General features: G+C 36.9%; 19 protein-coding genes and 3 pseudogenes. 3 read left to right on the forward strand and 19 right to left on the reverse strand.

Annotation, left to right across the window (positions count from 1 at the left end):
• Nucleotides 1-165 precede the first annotated feature (165 nt).
• Nucleotides 166-452: pseudogene (locus NST70_RS13045) on the forward strand (transposase); the annotation flags it as partial.
• A 280-nt stretch (nt 453-732) separates the two neighbouring features.
• Here the strand turns inward: NST70_RS13045 and NST70_RS13050 are convergent.
• The 16 genes and pseudogenes from NST70_RS13050 to NST70_RS13125 form a co-directional block, all read right to left on the reverse strand.
• Nucleotides 733-1,158, reverse strand: a complete 426-nt coding sequence (locus NST70_RS13050) for an NUDIX hydrolase (protein ID WP_061575799.1) — start codon at nt 1,156-1,158, stop codon at nt 733-735.
• 193 nt (nt 1,159-1,351) lie between these two features.
• Entirely contained in the window at nt 1,352-2,251 is a 900-nt protein-coding gene (locus NST70_RS13055) for a hypothetical protein (RefSeq protein ID WP_328229432.1), read from the reverse strand.
• Nucleotides 2,252-2,320: 69 nt separating this feature from the next.
• Nucleotides 2,321-3,070 (reverse strand): 5'/3'-nucleotidase SurE, encoded by a 750-nt coding sequence (locus NST70_RS13060; RefSeq protein WP_342475257.1) that lies wholly within the window; start codon nt 3,068-3,070, stop codon nt 2,321-2,323.
• Nucleotides 3,067-4,071, reverse strand: coding sequence for a hypothetical protein (locus NST70_RS13065; protein WP_342475258.1), 1,005 nt, complete (start codon nt 4,069-4,071; stop codon nt 3,067-3,069). The genes NST70_RS13060 and NST70_RS13065 overlap by 4 nt, the downstream gene beginning before the upstream one ends.
• 92 nt (nt 4,072-4,163) lie before the next feature.
• Nucleotides 4,164-4,640 (reverse strand): AAA family ATPase, encoded by a 477-nt coding sequence (locus NST70_RS13070; protein WP_342475260.1) that lies wholly within the window; start codon nt 4,638-4,640, stop codon nt 4,164-4,166.
• A 4-nt stretch (nt 4,641-4,644) separates the two neighbouring features.
• A complete protein-coding gene (locus NST70_RS13075) occupies nt 4,645-5,652 on the reverse strand; it encodes a hypothetical protein (protein ID WP_342475262.1) in 1,008 nt (335 codons plus the stop codon).
• 149 nt (nt 5,653-5,801) lie between these two features.
• A complete protein-coding gene (locus tag NST70_RS13080) occupies nt 5,802-6,575 on the reverse strand; it encodes a glucose 1-dehydrogenase (protein WP_342475264.1) in 774 nt (257 codons plus the stop codon).
• Between the two features lie 24 nt (nt 6,576-6,599).
• On the reverse strand, nt 6,600-7,850 hold the full coding sequence (locus NST70_RS13085) for an aminotransferase class V-fold PLP-dependent enzyme (RefSeq protein ID WP_342475266.1): 1,251 nt from the start codon (nt 7,848-7,850) through the stop codon (nt 6,600-6,602).
• A gap of 44 nt (nt 7,851-7,894) precedes the next feature.
• Nucleotides 7,895-9,100, reverse strand: coding sequence for a methionine adenosyltransferase (locus NST70_RS13090; protein WP_342475267.1), 1,206 nt, complete (start codon nt 9,098-9,100; stop codon nt 7,895-7,897).
• Nucleotides 9,093-10,190, reverse strand: a complete 1,098-nt coding sequence (locus NST70_RS13095) for a myo-inositol-1-phosphate synthase (protein ID WP_342475269.1) — start codon at nt 10,188-10,190, stop codon at nt 9,093-9,095. The genes NST70_RS13090 and NST70_RS13095 overlap by 8 nt, the downstream gene beginning before the upstream one ends.
• A 20-nt stretch (nt 10,191-10,210) precedes the next feature.
• Entirely contained in the window at nt 10,211-11,197 is a 987-nt protein-coding gene (locus NST70_RS13100; protein WP_342475270.1) for an HAD-IIB family hydrolase, read from the reverse strand.
• 47 nt (nt 11,198-11,244) lie between these two features.
• Nucleotides 11,245-11,499: a PqqD family protein gene (locus NST70_RS13105; RefSeq protein WP_342475271.1), complete on the reverse strand. Its 255-nt coding sequence runs from the start codon at nt 11,497-11,499 to the stop codon at nt 11,245-11,247.
• On the reverse strand, nt 11,496-12,329 hold the full coding sequence (locus NST70_RS13110) for a hypothetical protein (RefSeq protein ID WP_342475273.1): 834 nt from the start codon (nt 12,327-12,329) through the stop codon (nt 11,496-11,498). Before NST70_RS13110 ends, NST70_RS13105 begins: the two co-directional genes overlap by 4 nt.
• Nucleotides 12,313-13,482 carry an MFS transporter gene (locus tag NST70_RS13115; RefSeq protein ID WP_342475274.1) on the reverse strand — a complete coding sequence of 390 codons (1,170 nt, stop codon included), beginning with the start codon at nt 13,480-13,482 and terminating at the stop codon, nt 12,313-12,315. Before NST70_RS13115 ends, NST70_RS13110 begins: the two co-directional genes overlap by 17 nt.
• Nucleotides 13,472-14,110: a CPBP family intramembrane glutamic endopeptidase gene (locus tag NST70_RS13120; protein ID WP_342475275.1), complete on the reverse strand. Its 639-nt coding sequence runs from the start codon at nt 14,108-14,110 to the stop codon at nt 13,472-13,474. The genes NST70_RS13115 and NST70_RS13120 overlap by 11 nt, the downstream gene beginning before the upstream one ends.
• 217 nt (nt 14,111-14,327) lie before the next feature.
• A pseudogene (locus tag NST70_RS13125) lies at nt 14,328-14,702 on the reverse strand (transposase); the annotation flags it as partial.
• 4 nt (nt 14,703-14,706) lie between these two features.
• Here NST70_RS13125 and NST70_RS13130 point away from each other — a divergent pair.
• A pseudogene (locus NST70_RS13130) lies at nt 14,707-15,054 on the forward strand (transposase); the annotation flags it as partial.
• Nucleotides 15,055-15,626: 572 nt separating this feature from the next.
• Here NST70_RS13130 and NST70_RS13135 read toward each other — a convergent pair.
• The 3 genes from NST70_RS13135 to NST70_RS13145 form a co-directional block, all read right to left on the reverse strand.
• A complete protein-coding gene (locus NST70_RS13135; RefSeq protein ID WP_342476224.1) occupies nt 15,627-16,052 on the reverse strand; it encodes an FtsX-like permease family protein in 426 nt (141 codons plus the stop codon).
• A gap of 228 nt (nt 16,053-16,280) precedes the next feature.
• Entirely contained in the window at nt 16,281-18,692 is a 2,412-nt protein-coding gene (locus NST70_RS13140; protein WP_342475276.1) for a glycogen/starch/alpha-glucan phosphorylase, read from the reverse strand.
• Between the two features lie 517 nt (nt 18,693-19,209).
• Nucleotides 19,210-21,186: a methyl-accepting chemotaxis protein gene (locus NST70_RS13145; RefSeq protein ID WP_342475277.1), complete on the reverse strand. Its 1,977-nt coding sequence runs from the start codon at nt 21,184-21,186 to the stop codon at nt 19,210-19,212.
• A 246-nt stretch (nt 21,187-21,432) separates the two neighbouring features.
• Here NST70_RS13145 and NST70_RS13150 point away from each other — a divergent pair, with 246 nt between their 5' ends.
• Nucleotides 21,433-22,395, forward strand: a complete 963-nt coding sequence (locus tag NST70_RS13150) for a D-2-hydroxyacid dehydrogenase (RefSeq protein WP_017550951.1) — start codon at nt 21,433-21,435, stop codon at nt 22,393-22,395.
• Nucleotides 22,396-22,569 lie beyond the last annotated feature (174 nt).

A 22,569-nucleotide genomic window follows, 5' to 3' on the forward strand; every position in this document is an offset into this window, starting at 1 on the left:
GCTCTATCATTTAAATGTACGCTAGTAGGCGAATACATTTAGAAAGAGGTCTTCCTATGGATATTATATCAATAATTGCTAGATTGTTAAAGGATACAAAAAGTCTTAAATGCGCTCGCTAAAGCAGCTGAATACACGCTAAATCGAGCGAATGGACTAAAAGCATTCTTGGATGATGGACGAATAGAAATTGATAACAATCCCGCTGAGAATGCCATCCGTCCGAATGTAATTGGTCGAAAAAATTGGTTATTTTCCGTAAGTGAAGCTGGTGCGAAAGCAAACGCAATCTGTCTAAGTATCGCAGAAACAGCTAAAGCGAATGGAGTAGATTTCTACCAGTATCTAGTGAAGTTACTGAGAGACCTACCAAATTTATTCATAGAAACCCAGAAATTATAAACAACTATTTGCCTTGGTCAAAAACGATCCAAGCAGAATGTGTAAAATAACCGTAAATCTGATTAAAAAATCATGGTTTTACGGTTATTTGTAGTACGTACCGTGAAGGTACGTTTATTTTTTTATTTCGGGCTTACCTTAATTACAACGTTCATAATGAGAAATTTCGTTTCGTTGAAATTGAAGAATTTTAAATCATCGTTTGCATTAATATCCAGAAAAAATCTGCACATAGAGCAGATATGTAAGAGTTTATTCATCCTGCCTTTGTTGTGGTGAAGGCTCCCTGTATAAATATTTCCTTTCGGCATCTCTAATTTCTCATTTTTACTAAAAATAGTTCAATATTTCACGCGACGCAAAGTTTTCTATTTTCTGCAACTCTTCCTTGCTCCACCACTTTAACTCTATAAATGTATCTTTCTCATTTTTAGTCATATTTTCGATAGACAATATTGTGTCAGATTGAATAGCAATTTTATAATAAATCTCACGACTTATAAAAGGACCCTTTTTCCCTTCAATTAATACATCCATTTCAAATATTGGTTTGTCATGAATATCAACAACAATGCCAAGTTCTTCGTTTAATTCTCTTTTTAATGCTTCTACTGGAGTTTCATTCTCCTTAACACCACCGCCCGGAGTTACCCATAACACTTTGTTTCCTACAACATCTTTAAATTCAAACTTTTGAAGAAGAATTTTATTAAATTCATTCACTATCACCGCTCTAGAACATTTGCGTATTCTCATTGAATTTCTCCTCTGGCTTTAAATTTTCCCTTGATCTTCTTAATCCAATTGTGCAAACCGGTTCAACTTCGCTGTCACTAACAATGAATCCCCTAAAAAATTCTCCCATTCCCCAAAGCTTTTGTTGAAAGTAAGGGATGTAAATTTATGTTAGCGAATTTACTCATCTACATTAAAATAGTTAATGTTATGTTTAAAAATATTTTATACATTTTTCCATTGCATCAAGCGTCCACTCTAAATACCATTTTAATTGATCATGACCAGATACATAAAACTTCTCAATTGTATCTTCTTTTGGCACAAAGGTGATGAATACCATATTTCTTAGATTATTAACCTCTTCATTCAATAAATTTTCTTCTTTCAAATACTTCTTTAATTTTACTGGATTAATAATAAAATCCCCGCGTTTATCTCTACATAAGTAACAGGCAGAAGATACTATATCAAATAAATGTGGTCTAACTGAAAGTGAATCCCAATCAATTAAATTGATTCGATCTTTGATAAATAAGATGTTTGTATTCTGGTACTCTCCATGTGATACTGACTTCCTCATTATGTCATAGTCATTTTTATTAAAATCTAAAGAATCATAAATATCCATAATTCTTTTCTTGTATTGAGCATCAACTTCCCCGAAATAATGATTAATGAGGTTAAATGTTTTTTTAATCATATCATCCGGATTTTGATACCATTTACGAACGCTGAAATTATCATGAAATTCAATTTCGCCCACTTCCGGTGTTATTTCAAGGAAAGTCTCGAGATAACTTCTCGCCAACATTAAATGCGAAAGGTTTGAATGTTGAAATTCTTCACCTTCCCTGTAAGTTGTCATTAACCAAAAACAACTGTCATAATACGTGAAAATTCTGTCATATTTATTCAATACAATATGATTTATCCATCCTTTTTTAATAAGACTACTAAATAATACTTCATTAATTACAATTTCACTAGGTACTCTTTTTAAAATATATTTTTCATTAATTAAGAGAACTGGATAGGTAATATTACTATTTAATACACGATATTTTTGTAGTTTTATTTGATATAAATCCATTACAGGTAATAATTTCATCATAGAAAGCCGTCCCCCTATATTCTTTTTCGGATGGTGTTGCAAATTTTCTATTGTTTGTTCAATTAATTATTAAACTTCTAAGTAATATAAATTTCTTAAACTATATTTCAATTCTTCAAGTGATTTTTGATCTGATTCATTTAAAACAAATCCACTAAACCTGTTATAAATTCCAATCATTAAGAAGTTCTTTTTATTATCATTTCTCGATTTATTGACCGAAATCCTGTAACCATTCTTTTCTGGTTTTAAATCTGGTAGTTGGAATGAATAGTCTATGTTTTGATTTTCTATAAGAATTGGGGCCTTAATAAACTCAGAACTATTAGTCTCCTTAATGTTGATATTTAGTATCGAATTCTTGCTTATTTTATTAAGAGGTAAGTTAAGGATAAACTTATCTAAATTTTTTAAAATTAAACTATCCTTCATAATCCCTTCATATGATAGTGCGATACTAGGTATTCCATAGCTCGATGCTTCTAATGCGGCTGCAATTGTTCCACTATAACAAATTGGGGATCCATAATTTAAACCATCATTAATTCCAGATATCATAAGATCAATTTTAATTCCTTTTAGCTCTAAATCCTTAATTGCAATAAGTGAACAATCAACAGGAGTACCATATACAATATAATTATTGTGGCCGATTTTACTAATATTAATATTACTATTCAAAGAAATTTTATGTGAATATCCCGAAGAATTAACATGTGGAAAGTAACAAAAGACATTGTTACTTCCTTCTAATGCTTTTTTCAAAAGATATGATCCTTCAGATTCCCAACCATCATCGTTAACTATCAATATATTCATGAGATATTCACCACTTTAGACTTTAAAAGGTATTCTATAATTTGAAAGGTATCCATTCCCTCGACTTTATCAAATAGTGTAAGTTCTCCATCATTATCCTCAATCAGTGGGTTACGCATTAAATTTTGAATCTGAGTATTACTAAATCCCAACCGAATAAGTTCACTCCCCATTCTAGTATCTTTAATATCAATTGTTTTTGAATAAAGTAGGAGTGCTTTCATTCCTTCTAAAGGGCTAGGAGAAACATGTACGCCATTATACATTGTATTAATGTTTATTCCTAAAGCTTCTTGATTACTAAATAGAATATTGCGAATACTGTTCTCCTTAGCATATATAGGATTAAAATTACCTATAACTTGTTCATCTAGTTGCCAATAAGGTATGTCACTATTACATTCTAGAACAATAATATTACTATTTTCATTACAAAAATGTTTCTTTTGATAAGGATGAAATGCGTTTAAAATGCCATAATTAATGCCATTATGATTTAGCTTTAATAAGTAAAGTCCATTTCCAAATTTATCCGAACCAATATTATGAGCTATTTTCTCTAGGTATTCCTCATTAAAGTCCTCAGGATATAGTTCTAAAAAATTGTACGCTCCAATAATATTAATATCTTTATATTTATTTTTAATTTTATTAATAATCTTGGGAGGGATACACCCTGCTCCCAAATGTGCGTATTTATTTAACATAAAGTATTGATTTTCTATAATTGAGTTTTGGGTTAGATATCGACCATTCATTGAATAAGCTGAACTTATGGTAATATTGTTCTTTATCAAATTATCTATCACTATCTGTATTATAGTTTCATTGTTTTTACCATTTATAGGTAAACATTCAGGTTTAATAATAACAATAAATTGATTATTATAATTTTTCCAATCATTATTATACGGTATAGCAATATGCATAGTAGGTGTTCTGTTTTTATTTATTATATCTAAAGATATTTTTAATTTTTTGACAATATCGGTGGTATCCATGTTCTCACCTCTATTAATTATCTCGCAAATAGGTGATCTAATAACATTTATGCAACACTAATGATAAATATAGAACTGGAATTTGCTCATTATTAGTGTCTAATTAAAACTTTATATTTATTCCTTTTCCACTTTCGAAATAGAAATTTATATACAAAATATTGCTTTATAGTATAAATTAGTATCCCATTAGGAGAAAAAAAGAATCCCCAACTTTCTATATTACCGTTACATATTTCTGTTTTCTCTTTAATTCTTTTATAACTTCTTTTACATACTCTTGTTAATAAAACTAATAAGGGTTTTTTTATATAAATAATTTCATCTGCAAATTGAAAGTATTTATCTAGCCCTGAATAGTAGCCATCTATTATCCATTCAGACTTATTAACTATAGAATTTATTGAAGTTATGAATTCATCATCAGAGACCTTTTTCCAACCAGCTCTCCACCTCAATTCATCTAGACTATAACAATTAATCCCTTTGGCCGAAGATAATTCTTTTCCGAGGGTTGTTTTACCAGATCCCGGGGGGCCAACAATCCAAATTTTTCTAAAGTTATCCATGGCTTCACATCAACTCTTCTCTTACTAAGTCCACCGTTTGGCGCAAATTATTGAAATTCTGCTTTAAAATAAAGCCCCTACAGTTATTTACGATACCTTCTATAATTTCTTCATTTTTATTCTCATCTGTAAAAGGGAAGTACTTTTCGAAGTCTCTAAAGTATTTATTTATATCTGGTTCTATGTTTGATTTTAATAATTCAACAAATTTGCTTTCATTGACCTCTTCCAAAACAGGCTTTTGAATATTATCCATAAAAGTCGGGAAGATTATATAGTCTACTTTACATTGAGAATAAACTTTTGCAGTAAGAAAATGTTTTAGTTCATTCGGATACACAAATGTCGCTTGATTTTTCCAATTAGTATCATTACTTGGATGCCTTAGTTTATTAACTATATCTTCTCTATTCAAATTTAAGGCAGAAAATGTATCGTTTCTAACTGAAATGGCCCGTGGCCACCCATAACCAATAACTTTTTTATCAATGATTTGAATCGAAATATCATCATTTGTTACATAATCCATATCACTATACTTCAAAAAGGATAATATAGAGGAAGTTTTTCCTGATTTTTTCCCCCCCATAAAAGCAATTCCTATTTCATTGTTCGTTATTAGTCCCCCGTGGAAAAAAGACATGCCTTTTGAATAGAAATAATTCCGAAAAATATCTCTAATTAACCTTATAATAATCTGTTTTTTCCATTTTTTATCTATTGGCTTATTGACTGCAATTATTTTTTCCTGAGGAACCACTAAAAACTCCCTTTGAGGTTCATCTAGCATTTTAAATTCCGTTCTTATAACCTCTATTTCTTTATTTTCTGTTATAACACTGTTAGAAGAATCACTAATCTTCCAATAATTTTTATGGAAAAAGTTCTTTGAAGGTTCAATCTTATTAATGGTATAATAAGGTTCTATATCCCTTCTAATAGAATCTAAACTTTCAGAGTCTGTTTGTAAAAAAACTGAATAATCATTACGTATAACTTGATACCAGCTCATCAGCTCTATTCACCTACTTTTTTATAAAATTCCTGGATTTGTACCAAGTTATAAGTTTAATAATAAAGATTTTGAAAATAGAAAGGAATATGTGCTATTTATATTCATTCCATTAATATTATCAAGTTATTCTTGTTATGTAAGAGTAATTATTTTGCAATATATCCACCATCTACTATCAAGTTTTCTGCTGTTATAAAGCTTGAATCTTCTGACGCAAGAAATACAATAGCTCTAGCTATTTCCTCTGGCTCAGCAACTCTTGATAACATATTACCACCCCCAAAGTCTGGGTGTAGATTAGCACCTTCTTTGTCTAAGTTATGAGATTTCTTTATATAATACTCGTTATTTTCTGTCCAGACAGTACCGGGACAAATATTATTAACTCTAATATTATATTTTCCTAAATCTAAAGCCATGCATCTCGCCATATTTATCAATGCCCCTTTTGTTGTACTATATAGAAGGTAATTTTCTTGAGCAATGAGACCAGATATTGAGGCTACATTAACTATTGATCCAGAACCATTTTTTTTCATTGAAGGCAAACAATACTTGGCACATAAAAATGGGCCTAAAACATTTGTTTTAAAGACCTCATTCCATTCTTCAACGGTCGCGTTCATTCCAGAATTATTGAATAGCCCCGCATTGTTTACTAGAATATCAATCTTAGAATATTTTTTTAGAGACTTTTCCACCATCTGTTTTATATCGTTTTCATTTGAGACGTCTGCCTTAACATAAAAAGCATGTCCATTACGTTCTTCAATCATCTTGACAACATTTAAGCCAGCTTCTTCATCTCTATCTACTACTACGACCTTACATCCTTGTAATCCAAACTCTAAAGCGGTCGCCTTACCTATCCCGGCTCCCGCTCCAGTAATAATTACCACTTTATCTTTTAATCCCCTCATAAGAGTCTCCCCTTGTCAGTAGAATTACATTAAATACTTCCTATTTTTTGAAACTTTCTTAAAAGTTCGAGCTATTTGGAAAGCTTTTTCTTCTGTAAGATCATGGTATGCTGGTAATCTCAAGCTTTTTCGTGAATATATTTCGCAATTTATAAGTGAACCCCTTGGTTGATTACCTATCTTTTCTTCCAGAAGATCTATAGAAAAGATTTTATTTTGGTATTTAGAAAATATAGGTTCTAGGTGTAAAGGCTTTGTCGTAGAGATTACTATAGGGACACCCTCTGCATTCAAGGCCTTTACATATTTGTCAATATTAATTTCTTTATCTAAATACAATAATTTAAAGCTGAAGTATGACGGCAAAGTGTTAGCATGAATTCTATCCAAAAGCTTAACTTCAGATATATCTTTCAACGACTCTTTAAGTAACTTCATACTTGTATGTCTTTTATTTATATATTCATTTATTCTCAAAAATTGTTGATTAATCATACCTGCTGCAAGCGGGTGAATTCTAAAATTAAAACCTAAGCCAGTATAAGAATAAGCTCTAAGATTATCATCCATTACTTCTTCGAATGATCTCTTTTGAAGATAGCTAAATAATATGGCTCTTTCATAGAAATCCCTTCTCTTGGTAACAAGAAGACCTCCTTCCCCCCCTGATAACAATTTTTTTTGTTGGAAGCTGAAAATAGCAAGGTCGCCAAAGGTTCCGACTTTTTTATCCCCAATCTCTGCCCCGATTGCTTGAGCACAGTCTTCAACAATTACTGCCTTATATTCACTTTTTCTTAACCATTCACTTAGCACATCAACTTGTGCTGGGAACCCATCCATATGAGTTACCAGTATCAATTTAGTTTTTTTAGTTATTTTGCTTCTAATATCATCTATAGATACTAAAGGAGTATCTTTCTCGTTATCCGCAAAAATAATTTTAGCACCCATATTAATCAAAGGCATAACCGTAGCTGGAAAGGTATAAGAGGGTACGATAACCTCATCCCCTTCTGATATTCCTATTGCAAGAAAAGCAGTATAAAGTGCTGATGTACCAGAGTTTAATGCTAAACAATACGGTACCTTTAGGTAATTTTTAAAATTTGTTTCTAATCTTTTAACTTCATCAGATTTAAAATTAAAAGAAATTTCATTTTCATTTATCATATCTATTAAGTACGCTTTATCTTCTGGTGTAATAATTGGCCATTTATAATCAAGTTCAACCGTAACTGCTTTACTACCACCAAATAATGCTAATTTCTCCATAATTGCTCCTTTAAATTGTGATATTTATATGATGTATAACGTTATTACCAAAGTGTAACATCTGAAAAAATGAAACTTTCATTGACATCATCTATACTATTAAAGCCTTTTTCTATAATAGCTCTTATTTCTTGAACTTCGAGTTCACTTACTGAACCGTTTCTAATATTAACTATTACCTGTGCAGGTTGTTTAATAGGTGCTTCTTTATAAGTATAAACATGTAATTCTACATGAGTCCCCGTTCTTTCAGCAATTAATTGAGCTAATTGTTTAGTTAATAAGCCATAAATTTTCCCAGTATGATCTAAAGGGTTTTTCCCTGCAGGTGCTTCAATACTTATACTTTGCATAGGGGTTATCAGCCCATTAATTCTGTTCCCTCTACCTACTACCCCTACATCACCTGTATCTGCAGCACTTCCTAGCACTGTCAAGTATGGATTATTTGTTTTATCTTGTGGGTTAATGTTTAGTTTGATATTTTCGGTGTAATTCTCTTCTAAATAAAATGCAAGATGTTTTTTTACATCGGCAATTACACTAGTATACTCATCTAAGCTATTTACAAAATATGCTAATATTGGGATATTAACAAGTAATTCATAATCATGTTTATTCCGTAAGCCAATGACTTTTACATCCCAACCTGTCTGAGGGAATAATTTTTTAAACTGTTTTCCATTAATATAACGCTCAATATCCAATACCATATTTTCTAATTTTGTGAGTGGAAAATGACTAGATAGAAGGTTGCAATCATTTGAAACTAAATTAGATGAATCTATTGTTACTAAATCTCCAATATTCTCAGGTCTGTATCTCGAACTTTTTCTCCCTGCTCCCTGATGATCTACAGTCTCATCGATAATAATTAGATGCTTTTCAATATCAAATCCAGTTAAACAATTCTCCAATACTTGCTTACATGACATCTTAAAGATATCCATTAAAGGGACTTCTTCATTGTTGAATTTTTTTACACATTTCCCAGCCACAATAATTTTATATGGCTTAATTATTTCAGCCACTCCGAAATCTATTTTTGATTCCCCACCTATTAACATAACTTTGTCAAACCAATGGTGCGCAAATTTTTTGTATTTATTATAAAAATATAAAGAATAATTTTGAGAACACTTTTCTGCTATGGCATCGCAAATAGTGTCTGGGTGACCAATACCTTTTCGTTCTACTAACTCCGTATCTTTTAAACTATCTTGTGTCTGATTAATAATTAAATTAATCATTGAAAACCACCTCTTTACTTGCTACATAATCTTTAATCGCTGATAATGCTTCACTCTCTGTCATTCCTTTGACAGGACTTTTAAATAAAAATGGACAAGTTTTTTCAATGACTTCTCCAAACTCTTTATTATCTAGTGCTGTTTTTGCAATTCTTACCGCAGTAATGATCACTCCGGCTGAATTTGGGCTATCTTCTACTTCTAACCGTGTTTCCATAGTAATATTAGAGCCTAGAATTGAGGAACCTTCAATTCTTAAATAACACACCTTATTATCTTGGAGATATTCTACGTAACCATTTGGTCCTGCTGCAACTGTAGATGCATCAATCCCCGCTGCATACAGTGCATTTTTCTTGGAAATTTGCTTACTTAAATTTCTTGAAGGATCAGACAAATTAAAGAAATCCATATTGCCACCAAAGTTCAATTGATATGTGTTATTGACAGTAATTCCCCTGGAACTTAATAGTTCTATAAGTGCAGTATGTAAAGTTGTTGCTCCCATATGGCTTCTCATATCATCGCCAAGCAATGGGATTTTTTTCTCTTTAAATAAAGAATTTAATTTTTCATTTCTAATCACAAGCTCTGGAGTACAATTAATAAAAGCTACATTGGCATTAGCAGCTGCTATAGCATAGTTCTCAACTGCCTGTTTAGCTCCAGTTGGAATGTAACAAACCAATACATCTGTTTTAGTCTTTTTTAAGATTTCGGTAACATCATCTATGGTCACCAGTTCACTATCCCTATGCGGGTTAATTTTTGTAGAAAGAATCCCATCTAAGCCATCTGCCAATGGTCCAGCATGAACTTTGACATTTAAGTATGGTACTTCTACATGCTTTTTGGCACTATTTGGATAAGCAAAAATCGCTTCGGACAGGTCTAGTCCAACCTTTGTATCTGATACATCAAAACTACAAACAAATTTTATGTCCTCTGCTTTGTAACCACCTATACTATCAAACATAATTCCAGTCTTACTTAATTCAGATCCACTTTTAACATATTCAACTAATTGAACTAAACTAGAAGCGCACGAACCTACACCAGCTATACCTACACGGACTTCTTTTGAACTCATATCTAATCCCCACCTTATCACTAATTTTCTTCAATTATTTTTTTTGTTATTAAATACTCTAGTCCTTCTAACAGATCAAAAATATTATAATGAATAGTTAAGTTTCTAATAGAATCTAAGATATTTACTTCCCCATTTATGCTTCTCCATAAATCAAACATGAGTTTACTTACTTTTTGAACAGTATTTTTGCCTAAAACGTAGTAATTATCACCAAAAGTTCGTATTCTGAAATCTAAATTCTTCCTATACCTTACACCTTCATAAACTTCTACTTTGCTAAGCACTCTATCTAACAACGTGCTAATATTATCATTTGAGATAATCTGTATGTTTTTAATGTTTTTAATATTTTTTAAATTTTTATTGTTTTCGATCACAATATTAAAACCTGTCTCATCAAACAAGTGAATATCGCTCGGAAAATTACCTATTGATATAAATTTTGTTAGATCCCACCCTCTTTCGTTTGCTATACGTCTCAATGCAAGACCTTTATCAATTTCAATACTCATGCATACAACTGATTCTCGGTGAGCCCTAATCATCATATCTGATCTATCTTTGAAATTATTTTCAAATGAGTCTTTTTTAGTTATATTGTCCTTAAAATCTATCTCGATTTGTAGGACTGCTTCAGATATAAACAAGTTATCACTTAAATCTTTATTATTAAATAAATAAGATCCATTTTTTGTTATTAGTCTTGGTGTGAGGCCATTATCTACACACCATTGTACTATGTCTTTTGTTATGTTCTTATTCATAGCAGTTTCAAAAACTTCATTTGAATTATAATAAATCAAAGCTCCTTGTAACAAAATAAGAGGCTCAGTTATTTCTAATTTCTTCGCAATTTCCATCGTTTTTTTTATATCTCTTCCAGTTGCCAGAACGACTTTATACCCTCTATTTTTTAACTTCTTAATATATTGAAGGTCATCTAAATGAAGTTTATTCTCTCTTATAAGTGTGTCATCAATGTCTAATACTATTCCTTCGAACAAATCAATCTCCCACCTTCCTTGTTAAGCTATCTATCGGATGTTAAAGCTTAATCAACGTCAATGGCACCAATTTTTTCAAGACGGGCAATGATTTTTTCTAAATCCTTTCTAGCTTTTTTTTCCGATACATCGTATTCATTAAGGATCTTTTCTAAAAGATTTTCGAGTGTAACACCATCTTCTATGTTATCCCATATAAAAGGAGAGATTCCTTCTAAGAGAAAAACCTTATTATTACAAATGATATAATATTCATCTTCAAGTTTTTTCATTGCGGCAAAAGGGTTTTTATTTATAATCATTTTAAAAACACTTCCTTTCTGTTTTTTTCAATCTGTGTATTAAACTTCTGACACTCTTTCATAATGTTTAATGTCTTCATCTTGAGTGCAGCTGGATCATTCAAATCAATATTTGAATAAGCCATATTAAGAATAGCTTTTATATTCAAGTTACTCTGAGTGTGTTTTTCATACCTATTAATTTTTTTCATAAGCCACTTAGTATTTGGGTTTGTCTCTCCTTGAATGGCAAGGTAAGCGCTAATACAGTCTTCAAGTAGTCTAAGCGCCATATAAAATGAAGTCTCGTACGCTTTTTCTTCATATGCTCCTTGAATATCTTTAGACTTTACAGGGTAGTACAGAGACAATGACTTAGCAGGTAGAAAATTGAATAACTCATAATTTATTTTACTTTTCAGTTCCCAAAAGTTATCATCTTTAAATAAAGGAACAGCAAACTTCAGTCTATGAAACAAGTCAAACCTACTATCATGTGAAGTAGCAATACCTTCGTTAAGTTGCCGAATATATTCACTTAAATAACTTTCCTCATAAACTTCTATATCCAAATCTGTACCTAAATAGTTAATGTTAAAAACACTTACATTCGCTCTCTTTAAACAGGTCATATTCTGATTTGCTCTCGGATATTCTCTACAAAGATAGTCGACATCTATATTATTAGCTACTACAAATAGGTCTATATCAGATTTAGAATTCCCGAATCCCTCTAAAAGTGAACCTGCGGCATATATAGTATATATTTTATCTTCCGGTAAATAACTATATAGATCTGTCTTACTAATTACCTCCAAAGACATTTCTAAGATTTTATCCTTTGTCAACATTAGGAATAAGCTCCTTTCTGCACAGATAAGTTATAAATGAGAATAATACAAGTAATGAAAAAGTACATACAAAAACTGCTGTACTTCCGAAGTTGATGTACAGTGACGAACCTATACCAGTTCCCACCAATCCTGAAATATTATTTAGAGTAATCCTAATACTGTTCACTGTTCCATAGATTTCTTTAGGACAGTTTTTTTGATACCTCTCATTTAGCATCATTAATAGAGATGTCACACATCCCCCTATCAAGAATGCCAGTAAAGCTAATAAGGAAAAGCTGAAATTAATGAATCCAAACAAAAGATACAAAATACCGAAAATTAGTATAAATGGAGGTATTAGTTTGGGTTTCATTTTTAGATATTTACCATAAAAATACATAGAGATTAAAACACTACCAACGCTTTCAATAGCTAACAGGATGCTATATTTAAATGTTGAATATCCAAGGTCTTGGGTGATATATAAAAAGAAGATTGTTGTAACCATCATTGCACTTAACATAACACTGTTAATAATGAAAATAGGTAACGATAATTTTTTGTTTCCAAAAAATAAATTTAACCTTTCCCGAAGTGGTTTCACTCTTTCCTTATTTGTTTTGTTTGAGGAAGCCACTTTTATAAAAAAAGTAATTATAATAATTAGGAGAGTAAATATCATTAAAAAAACTAGACCAAAAAACTTATAAGCAAGAACGGAAATAGGTGCTATAACTGTTCCAATTATTATGTATGTAGAGCTTATTAAACTATTAAAAAACTCTAACCCACTGTCTCCTCTTTTATGGTATTCAGCAAACATTAGGGCATTCTGAACATTTTCAACAATACGTGAGAAAACTATAAAAATTATTAATGAAATTGCAAAAACTAATTTAAATTCAGTTGGAAAAAAAAATTGACTTACAAGGATAAGAAAAAGGACAATACTAGAAAAAACTAATGTGTATTTGTTTTTAATATTATCTATAATGAATATTCCCAACAGCCCAAATATAAACCCTCCGGCAGTTTGTATAACTCCTAATGAAGCAACAAACTCCTTATCATTAAACAGATCCATAGCTATCAAAGGTATTAATACTAAATATGCCTGTGCTATAAAGACAACAAGGATAAACAAGATACTATGTATTTTATATTGCAACTCGCCCCTCTCCCTTTCTTTTTTGATAGGAATAAATTCTAACGTTAGTTATAAACCAAGGTAAATTAAATAATATATGGAAAATAATCGAATATAATAAATTTTCTGAGACAAGATATATTACAACGGATGTAATAGAAAACAAACATAACTTCACATGATATTTGATACTCTTGTCATTACCAATGTAATGAGCAACACTGAATAGAAAACTACTTATTATTACAGAAAGAATTAGTTGAGGATAACTAGCCCCTAATGAGATAAAACCACGAAAGAAAAGTTCCTCAATGATAGGCACAATACTAACTTCACTAAATCTTGAAATTAATTGCTCCCCTTTCATTTTCGGCATAAAATCAAATAATGCACGTTTATTAGAATTCAACAAATTTTTATAGTCCAAAAGAATAAAAGCTAGCGAAAGAAAGATTACCACTATCAAATATAGTATATCGATATTGAAGTCTATTAATGGAAAAGGTATAAATAGAAAAATTAATAAATAAGGCACGGGCATTAGGAATATTCTCATAATTCTAAAAAAAATATTACCACGAACATACTTTCTAATAATATATGATAAAGAAAGAGACAATAAAAAAACTAGAGTAAACGTTATATACATGTCCAACTCCCCTGTATGAAGATAAGCAAATTAGGGGAAGCCAGTTAGATAATAAAGAATTATCCGACTGGCTCCCTTGGAAATTTTCCCTAAGGGTTAAACGTTAGTAATGACAGCTGTATTTACTTTTACTTCTGTAACTTTTGGTGTTGAATAGGTCTTTTTCATAAATTTCACCTCCCTTTCAATTAGGGCTTGCTGAACGAATCAAATTTGGTCAGATACAAGCCAAATTCCGATTATCAAAATATAAAATAGTGTTGTGTAAAAATTTCAAAAAAAGAACCCTGAGCTTGCGCTCCAGATTCAGTATGAGGAATTGAAGGGCTACTACTGTTTCGCTGGTCTCCTGAAGGCGTGCTCGAATAAGGCCCAGCCCATACTTGCGCTTGCCTTCGCCAAATTTGCCTTCAACGGCATTACGTTCAGAGGCATCCTGCCTTGCGACGCGTTCCAAGGTTTTGTCTTCCGTTCTGGATGGGCGTCCTAACCTTGGCCCACTCAGACGAATGCCAAGAGATTTGCAGTATGCCAGATTATTACGGTTTCGGTAAATTTTATCTGCCAAGATCGCTTCCGGATAAAATCCGAACCCGTCCTGTCACGACGTCAAAGCCGCTGAAACGGTGATGACTCAAATCCCTCATCCCTACAACTTTGGGGACAAAGGGTACATCAGCCACGCTCTTCGAGAAAAGCTGTACGAAGAACACCAAGCCGCGTTCTGGACACCGTCTCGACACAATCAAAAGCACGGCCCATCCAAGGCATGGGAAGAATGGATCAGGAAAAAACGCAAAGTCATCGAGACGGTGTTTTCGATTCTCGTAGACCAATACCGGATCACCGACATTCGAGCGAATTCCATTGCCGGGTTTGAAGTGGCACTCGATGGCATCTTGTTGGCTTATTCCTTGGTCACACTAGGGCTGGTTGAGCGCTGACGCTCAACTAGCACCACGGGTTCAAGGATATTTTTTATCAGTTATTAAGGACATTAAGAACTTTAGAAAGATACACTAATCAATGTATCTTTGGCTTTATCAGCCCGGCTTTGACGGTATCAGGGAAAAACCGTAATACCTGCCTTTTGTAACGATAAGGCATTCGCCAAAGCCTACTCCGGAATCGTTTCGGTTTGGAAGCTCGGAAGCCCATTCGCCTGCACGTCATCACCGGTTCGCACCACCCACCGGCTCTCTTTGGAATCCACACAGGTTACTCTTCTTCTTCATCGCCTGAAAAATGTTTCATTGATTGATTATTATCTTAATGCTGAAAATAAAAATTGTCAACCTTTATTTCAAAAATTTTTTTATTTTTTTCAGCCCATTTTTCCAAGTAACATTTGGCGGACAAACCTTGTCTTTCTTGTGAAAAAGTGGCTTAGCCTGCCCGAGAAAAAATACGCGAAAGGGCACGCATGGCCACTTCGTTCGAAGAAGGGGTCCGGTTAGGACATTTTACTTTGCACATTCATCATTGTTTAGACCACTGTATTCTTCCAATCAACATCCTAACGCAAAATATCGATCAAGTTCTTATTGGCTGCATTTTTAGCCGGCAATATGCCAAATAGAATGCCGACAAAGGTAGAGACGCAAAAAGCGAGTAAAAAGCTTCCTACACCGATCACGGCACGGAAAGGTAAGAAGAGCGAAATAAGCCACGCGAGTCCACCACCTATCCCAAAACCAATCAAGCCGCCTATTCCCGTCAACAACACCGCTTCCAAAAGGAACTGGAATAAGATATTCTTTGGGGTTGCGCCGATAGCGAGACGAATGCCAATTTCCCGGGTACGCTCAGAGACAGAAATATACATCATGTTCATTACACCAATCCCAACAATAAACAGCGAAATCCCGGCAATTGCGCTAATGAAGTAGGGTGAACTGTTAATGACTGATCCAATGCCGTTTAAGCCCCTCCTGCCGGAAATCTATTGGATGATATTCGCCAAGCCGGCATCTTTTCCTGCAGAAAAGCAAAAATTCGGACAAAATTTAATTTCGGAAAACGGCTTATGCTGCTGGATGCCCGGTCCCCCCATGAAAAGCCCGGCCCTTGCCGGCTGCTTTTTAGCGGAAGAATTCCGGGCAGTATGCAGCAGCTGAAAGCAAACAGTCCTTTTCGAGTTTTCCCCTGCAGGAAGCCTTTCAGAAATCCGTTAAAAAAGCCTTGTTTTGCTATGCACGTTCCAAATCTCGCCGGCATACTTGAGCACGGTATAATCAGAGGAAAATACGCCGGCATTGGCAATATTGACGAGTGCCATCTCCTGCCATTTGAGCGGCTCGCGATAAAGCTTGTCCACTTTTTTCTGCGCCAGCGCGTAATCCTCGAAATCTCTTAATACAAAAAACTCATCCCCGTATTTAATCAGGGAATCAAAGATATCCCGCCCTTCCGCCTGCACCCCGGGAATCGAGCCGTCAATCAACGCATCGAGCACACGGTGCAGCACCGGATTGTTCTTATAATAATCATAAGAATGATAAGACCGGTCATGGTAATATTGGAAAACTTCCTGATCGGTCAGCCCGAAGAGGATAATATTGTCCTCCCCGACGAGATCGCGGATTTCGACATTGGCACCGTCCAGCGTGGCCAATGTGACCGCGCCATTGAGCATAAACTTCATATTGCTCGTCCCAGACGCTTCCTTGGATGCGAGTGAAATCTGTTCGCTCACGTCAGCCGCCGGGATGATCCGCTCGGCCAGCGACACACCGTAATTTTCAATAAAAACGATCTTCAGCCTGTCCCTCACTGCCGGGTCATGATTAATCAGATCCGCCGCTGCGTTTATCAGCTTAATGATTTCCTTGGCATAGGTGTAACTCGGTGCCGCTTTGCCGCCAAAAATGAAGACGCGCGGGTAAATATCTGCTTCCGGATCATCCTTCAATTTAAAATACAAGCTTAAAATATGCAAAAGATTCAGCAGCTGCCTTTTATAAGCATGGAAACGTTTGACCTGCACATCAAAAATGGCATCTGTCCGGATGGCAAGCCCTGTCGTTTTCCCGATATAGTCCGCGAGCCGCTGCTTATTGGTTTGTTTGATTTCGGCAAGTTGCCTGAGTGCGCTTTCGTCGCGGCGGAAAGGTTCGAGCATTTTCAGGTCAGTCGGTTTCGCCGCCCACTCCCTGCCGATTTTGCTGTCAATAAAACTACGCAGCGGTTCATTGGAAAGCAACAGCCAGCGCCGGTGGGAAATGCCGTTTGTTTTATTGTTAAATCTGGACGGGAAAATGCGGTAGAAGTCACGAAGCACTTTTTCTTTCAAAATATTCGTATGGAGCTTTGCCACCCCGTTGATGCTGTGGCTCCCGATGATCGCAAGGTGTGCCATCTTCACGCTTCCGTCCGAAATCACCCTTGTCCGCTCAATCTTATCCCGGTCATACAAACGGGCCATATCCTCTATATAGCGGCGGTCAATTTCGCAAATGATTTGATAAATGCGCGGCAAAAGCTGTGCCATCATATCTGTCGGCCAGCTTTCCAGCGCTTCGGACATAATGGTATGGTTGGTATAGCTGAGCACTTTTACCGTCACATCCCATGCCGGTTCCCAGCCCATCCCTTCCTCATCCAGTAAAATGCGCATCAGTTCGGGGACACACAATGCCGGGTGTGTATCATTGATGTGGATGGCGACTTTTTCGGCCAGATGCGCAATCGGCAGGCCGAGTTTTTTATAGGTGCGGATAATGCTTTGAATGCCGGCCGAGACGAAAAAATATTCTTGCTTCAAACGCAACAGGCGCCCTTCATAATTGGAATCGTCCGGATACAGCACTTCGGAAATGCTTTCGATCCGGCTCTGCTGCTGAATAAAAGCATGGTACTCCGTGTTCGCATCCTGCAGCGGCATTTCTGCCGACCACAATCTTAAAGTGTTGACCGTGTTGTCCCCGTAACCGATTACCGGGGTATCATACGGCACGGCAAGCACCGTTTCTTCATTTTCATAATGGGGGACAAAATGTCCCGATGCGTCTTTCTCAAGCCAGACGTTGCCGTAAAACCGCACATTTACCGCCTTGTTCAGCCGGCGGGTCTCCCACACATTGCCATTCCGCAGCCAATTTTCAGGCAGTTCGACCTGGTAGCCGTTGACAAACTTCTGCCTGAAAAGCCCGTACTTAAAACGGATACCGTTTCCGTGCCCGGGGATCGCATGTGTCGCCATTGAGTCGATGAAACAAGCTGCCAGCCGGCCAAGGCCGCCGTTTCCCAGCCCGGCATCCAGTTCCACCTGTTCCAATGCCTCGAGTTCCATCCCCATTTCTTGAAGCCCCGCCCGGACTGTATCGAGAATGCCAAGGTTGAACAAATTGCTTTTCAACATCCTGCCGAGCAAAAATTCCATTGAAAAATAGTAAACTTGTTTCTCCCCTTTTTCCAAGTAACGCTGATTCGTGTTCCGCCATTCTTTCGCTGCATATGAACCGATCAATTTTCCGAGTGTAACATACTGTTCTGTCAAATCAGATTTTTCCACATCCATTGTGAAGCAGTCCGACAGCATCCTTTCGAAATCGGCCTTAAATTGTTCCTTTGTGAGTTCCATCCCATTTCCCCCGTTTTTGCCCGTCCTGCAGCCCTTTCTCCGGAGAGGCCCAGAGCCGTTCCTGCACTATTTTTTCAAATGCTGATTCTTCATTTTCCTGATTTTCAAGATTTTATAAATCGCAAATCCGGCGGCACAGAGAAAAATAAGCCAGCCCAACTGAAAAACCACATCAGGCCAATTGACATATTGATGCATGCTTTTCTCTCCCCCCATATAAGGTCATTTCCTTTTTCAAAAAATTTGTTCATCCGCTTCATAGTTTTATTTTAAAGGACGCCGGAGCCATTGTCACCGAAAATATTTTGCCGGCGCTCCGAAGCCCTTTTGTGGCCGCTGCTCCATCGTTTTCTCGCGTGGCAACTGCCACGGCCGTTGTGCGGCGGGCAAAATTCATCCCCCAAAATTCCCGCACTTGCATTGCCTTTTGCTTTGCCCGGGCGGAACCCGTTTTCAGTTGAATCCATGCGCCAAAAAAAGCGCCTAAAGCAGGATTCCTGCTTTGGGCGCTTCTTCTTTAAAACTTGTATTTCTTCACCATTTCCTGCAAGTACTCCGCCAGATAGGACAACGCTCTGGCCGAATCGCTGATGTCATCCATCGATTTCAGGTGGCTTTCAATGGAAGCGGCCATTTCTTCGGTTGCCGCCGCATTTTCTTCAGCAATTTGGGCAAGTTCGTTCGCAGTCGACGTCACTTCCTGGACGGAGGCGGAAATTTCTTCCGAGATCGCCGCCATTTCTTCTACTTGCGGTGTGATTTCTTTCATCCCGTTCATGATCGTGTCAAATTTTCCGATCGAATCTTTGGAACGTGACACGCCGGCTTCCACATCTTTGGACACTTGTTCCATTTCGCGGACGGAATCTTCCGTATCATGCTGGATTTGCGTAATCAGCTTTTCAATTTCTTTGGTCGAGTTTTGCGACTGGTCGGCCAATTTCCGGATTTCGTCTGCCACGACCGCAAACCCTTTTCCGTGCTCGCCCGCCCTTGCCGCTTCAATCGCTGCATTTAAAGCAAGCAAATTCGTCTGGGCCGCAATTCCTTTTATCACTTCTGTAATTTGGCTGATTTGCTTCGAATTTTCAAAGAGTGCCTGGATTTTTGCGTTAGATTGCGCGACAGAACCGGCAATGGACTTCATTTGTGCAACCGTCTCACGGACAGCCTCGCCGCCTTGTTTCGCATGTTCAAGCGTGGCATTGGACAGGCTGGAAATCGCCATCGTGCTGTCGGTTACTTTTTCCATTGCTTTTGCGATTTCGCTCATCGCCTGGGCGCTGTTTTCCGTGCCGTTCGTCTGTGTTTCCGCACCGCTTGCAATCTGGGCAGCAGCGGAGTTGATTTCATGGCTTGCCTGCGTTGTATTTTCCGCATTTGCCTTCAGCTCTTCGGAAGAGGAAACGACCATCTCCGCGCTTTTATCGACCTGGTCGAGAAGGTCGCGCAGGCTGTCCTGCATTTTTTTAAAACTTACAGCCAGTTCACCGACTTCATCTTTTTTCCGGATATCAATTTCCTCTGTTAAGTCCCCTGAGGAAATTTTTAATGCTGCTTCTTTCAGGCGGTTAATCGGCCGTGTCACAGACCGGATGACAAAATAGGCTAATACCGTACCGAGAACGAGAAAAATGACGATGACAAGAATCATCCGGTCAATGATCGGCTGTACAGCTTTGCCGACCTCATCGGCATACATTGTCCCTGCAATTTTCCAACCCGTCAGGCTGTCGGTTGTATAAACCATCACTTTTTCCTTCCCCTGATACGTATAGGAAGTGTGTCCGGAAACATGGTTAAATACGGTATCATACACTTTTTCTTTTGCATACGCCCCCGGTTTTCTTCCCGGCATCACGACGATGCGGCGCGCCGGGTCTACAAGCACGGCATACCCGTTTTTCCCGATTTTGATTTCTTTTGCCATCTTTTGAATCGTGCTTAATTTCAGGGAAACTGCGACAACCCCGGAGCTGTCTTGCGCCGTTTTGGCAATGGTGACAATCGTTTCCCCCGTGGTCGCGTCCTGGTACGGGGCTGTCACAATCGTTTTTCCAGGCTGTTCCATCGCTTCCTTATACCACGTTCTTTGCCTTGGATCATAACCTGCAGGCACGTTTCTATCAGGTTGGATCATCATTTTTCCGGATGATGTCCCAACAAAAACATTCAGGACATTGTTATGCAGGTCTGCGTACTGGCTGAACATCGACTTGATTTCGGACGGTTTTTTTTCCGTTTGGGCCGAAATTTTTTTAGAAAAATAATCCACATCGTCCATGCGCGGCTGGATCGTATCATGGATGATATTCTGCAACAGATTGACATTTTCCGTAGCGGCATTCAGCATTTGCGATTGGACTTCACTTCCTGCTGATTTTATTGAAAAATATCCGATCAGTACAGATGGAACGAGCAGGATCGCGAGGATAGAAACAATCAATTTCGCTTTCATATTCCATCGTACATGTTTTTCTACCATCTTTCGCATAACAGGGCAACTCCTTTAATCATTTTCATAGCGGATATCACTAATTCTTTTATCGTACCTTTTAGTCACTTTTTCATAGGGCTTTATACCCGGAAACATGCGTGCAAATAATTGATAAGGCTTACAGGCTGAAGGGATGGCGGTTTTTGCAAATGTGAAAAGAATATGACAGAAATTACCAGAATAAGCAGGAAATTTTTGCGGTATATCGAATATATGATTTAATGAAATAAAGGAGGGAGTTTGATGGCGGAAAGAACTATGATTATTGCGGAAAATCTTGCCCCCGGCCTGCTTGATGAAATCAGGAAACTGGTCCCGGAGTGGCGCATACTGGCCGGAAAGGATCCGGCGCATTGGCAGAATGAAGTGAAGAAAGCGGAAGTGATTGCGAGCTTTCGGAAAAAAATGGAAAAAGATGCATTATCGGAAGATTCCGCTCTCCGCTGGGTTCAAAGCTGGAGTGCGGGGGTGAACAGTTTCCCACTCGAACAATTTGAGAAAAAAGGGCTCTTTCTCACTTCTGCAAGCGGCGTGCACGCCTATCCGATTTCGGAAACCATTTTTGCAATGATGCTGGCATTGACAAGGAAAATCCATACATATGTCAGAAATCAAACGAAAAAGAAATGGGACCATGCCGGGTTAAAGCTGGAAATGCATGGAAAGACGATTGGCATTATCGGTGTCGGGGAAATCGGGCTTGAAACGGCAAAAATTGCCAAAGCCTTCGGGATGAAAGTGCTGGGCGTGCGGCGTTCCGGTGCGCCTGCCGAGTTTGTAGATGAAATGTATACGAACGGTCAGCTTCATGATATGCTGCCGCTTTGTGATTATGTTGCCGTCTGCCTGCCGCTTACGAAAGAAACGTATCATTTATTCGGGAAAGAAGCATTTGCCCGGATGAAGCCGTCTGCATTTTTTATCAATATCGGCAGAGGGGAAATCGCAAATGAAAAAGAACTGGCGGATGCGCTTTCCTCCGGCGAAATTGCCGGTGCCGGGCTGGATGTATTTGAAAAGGAACCGCTCCCTGAAGACAGCCCGCTTTGGGAGCTGGAAAATGTGATCATTACCCCGCACACGGCCGGCTCAACCGAACATTATGACGAGCGGGTTGTCCGGGATATCTTCATTCCAAATTTAAAACGGTACCTCGCTGGCAGCAAGCCGGACATTCATCTGGTCGACTATAAAAAAGGTTATTAACCTTTTTGCTGCGCGAATCAAAAAATACGGTGATTTTTAAATTATTTCATTTTTCCCTTTACAGAACTAAAATCTGCTGTTAGAATATTTAGCACAGAGCAAAATGATATTCGAAAAGTAATGATGAAGAAGGCGTATTTGCAAAAAGCCGCAGAGAGTCGGTGGTTGCTGCGA

It is taken from the genome of Weizmannia sp. FSL K6-0777 (assembly GCF_038593185.1).
In the GTDB taxonomy this organism is placed as follows: domain Bacteria; phylum Bacillota; class Bacilli; order Bacillales; family Bacillaceae_C; genus Weizmannia; species Weizmannia faecalis.

Coding starts and splice junctions, on each gene's coding strand:
- NST70_RS13050 (WP_061575799.1), bottom strand. CDS start 1,158: ATGAGAATACGCAAATGTTCTAGAGCGGTGATAGTGAATGAATTTAAT.
- NST70_RS13055 (WP_328229432.1), bottom strand. CDS start 2,251: ATGATGAAATTATTACCTGTAATGGATTTATATCAAATAAAACTACAA.
- NST70_RS13060 (WP_342475257.1), bottom strand. CDS start 3,070: ATGAATATATTGATAGTTAACGATGATGGTTGGGAATCTGAAGGATCA.
- NST70_RS13065 (WP_342475258.1), bottom strand. CDS start 4,071: ATGGATACCACCGATATTGTCAAAAAATTAAAAATATCTTTAGATATA.
- NST70_RS13070 (WP_342475260.1), bottom strand. CDS start 4,640: ATGGATAACTTTAGAAAAATTTGGATTGTTGGCCCCCCGGGATCTGGT.
- NST70_RS13075 (WP_342475262.1), bottom strand. CDS start 5,652: ATGAGCTGGTATCAAGTTATACGTAATGATTATTCAGTTTTTTTACAA.
- NST70_RS13080 (WP_342475264.1), bottom strand. CDS start 6,575: ATGAGGGGATTAAAAGATAAAGTGGTAATTATTACTGGAGCGGGAGCC.
- NST70_RS13085 (WP_342475266.1), bottom strand. CDS start 7,850: ATGGAGAAATTAGCATTATTTGGTGGTAGTAAAGCAGTTACGGTTGAA.
- NST70_RS13090 (WP_342475267.1), bottom strand. CDS start 9,100: ATGATTAATTTAATTATTAATCAGACACAAGATAGTTTAAAAGATACG.
- NST70_RS13095 (WP_342475269.1), bottom strand. CDS start 10,190: ATGAGTTCAAAAGAAGTCCGTGTAGGTATAGCTGGTGTAGGTTCGTGC.
- NST70_RS13105 (WP_342475271.1), bottom strand. CDS start 11,499: ATGATTATAAATAAAAACCCTTTTGCCGCAATGAAAAAACTTGAAGAT.
- NST70_RS13110 (WP_342475273.1), bottom strand. CDS start 12,329: ATGTTGACAAAGGATAAAATCTTAGAAATGTCTTTGGAGGTAATTAGT.
- NST70_RS13120 (WP_342475275.1), bottom strand. CDS start 14,110: ATGTATATAACGTTTACTCTAGTTTTTTTATTGTCTCTTTCTTTATCA.
- NST70_RS13140 (WP_342475276.1), bottom strand. CDS start 18,692: ATGGAACTCACAAAGGAACAATTTAAGGCCGATTTCGAAAGGATGCTG.
- NST70_RS13145 (WP_342475277.1), bottom strand. CDS start 21,186: ATGCGAAAGATGGTAGAAAAACATGTACGATGGAATATGAAAGCGAAA.
- NST70_RS13150 (WP_017550951.1), top strand. CDS start 21,433: ATGGCGGAAAGAACTATGATTATTGCGGAAAATCTTGCCCCCGGCCTG.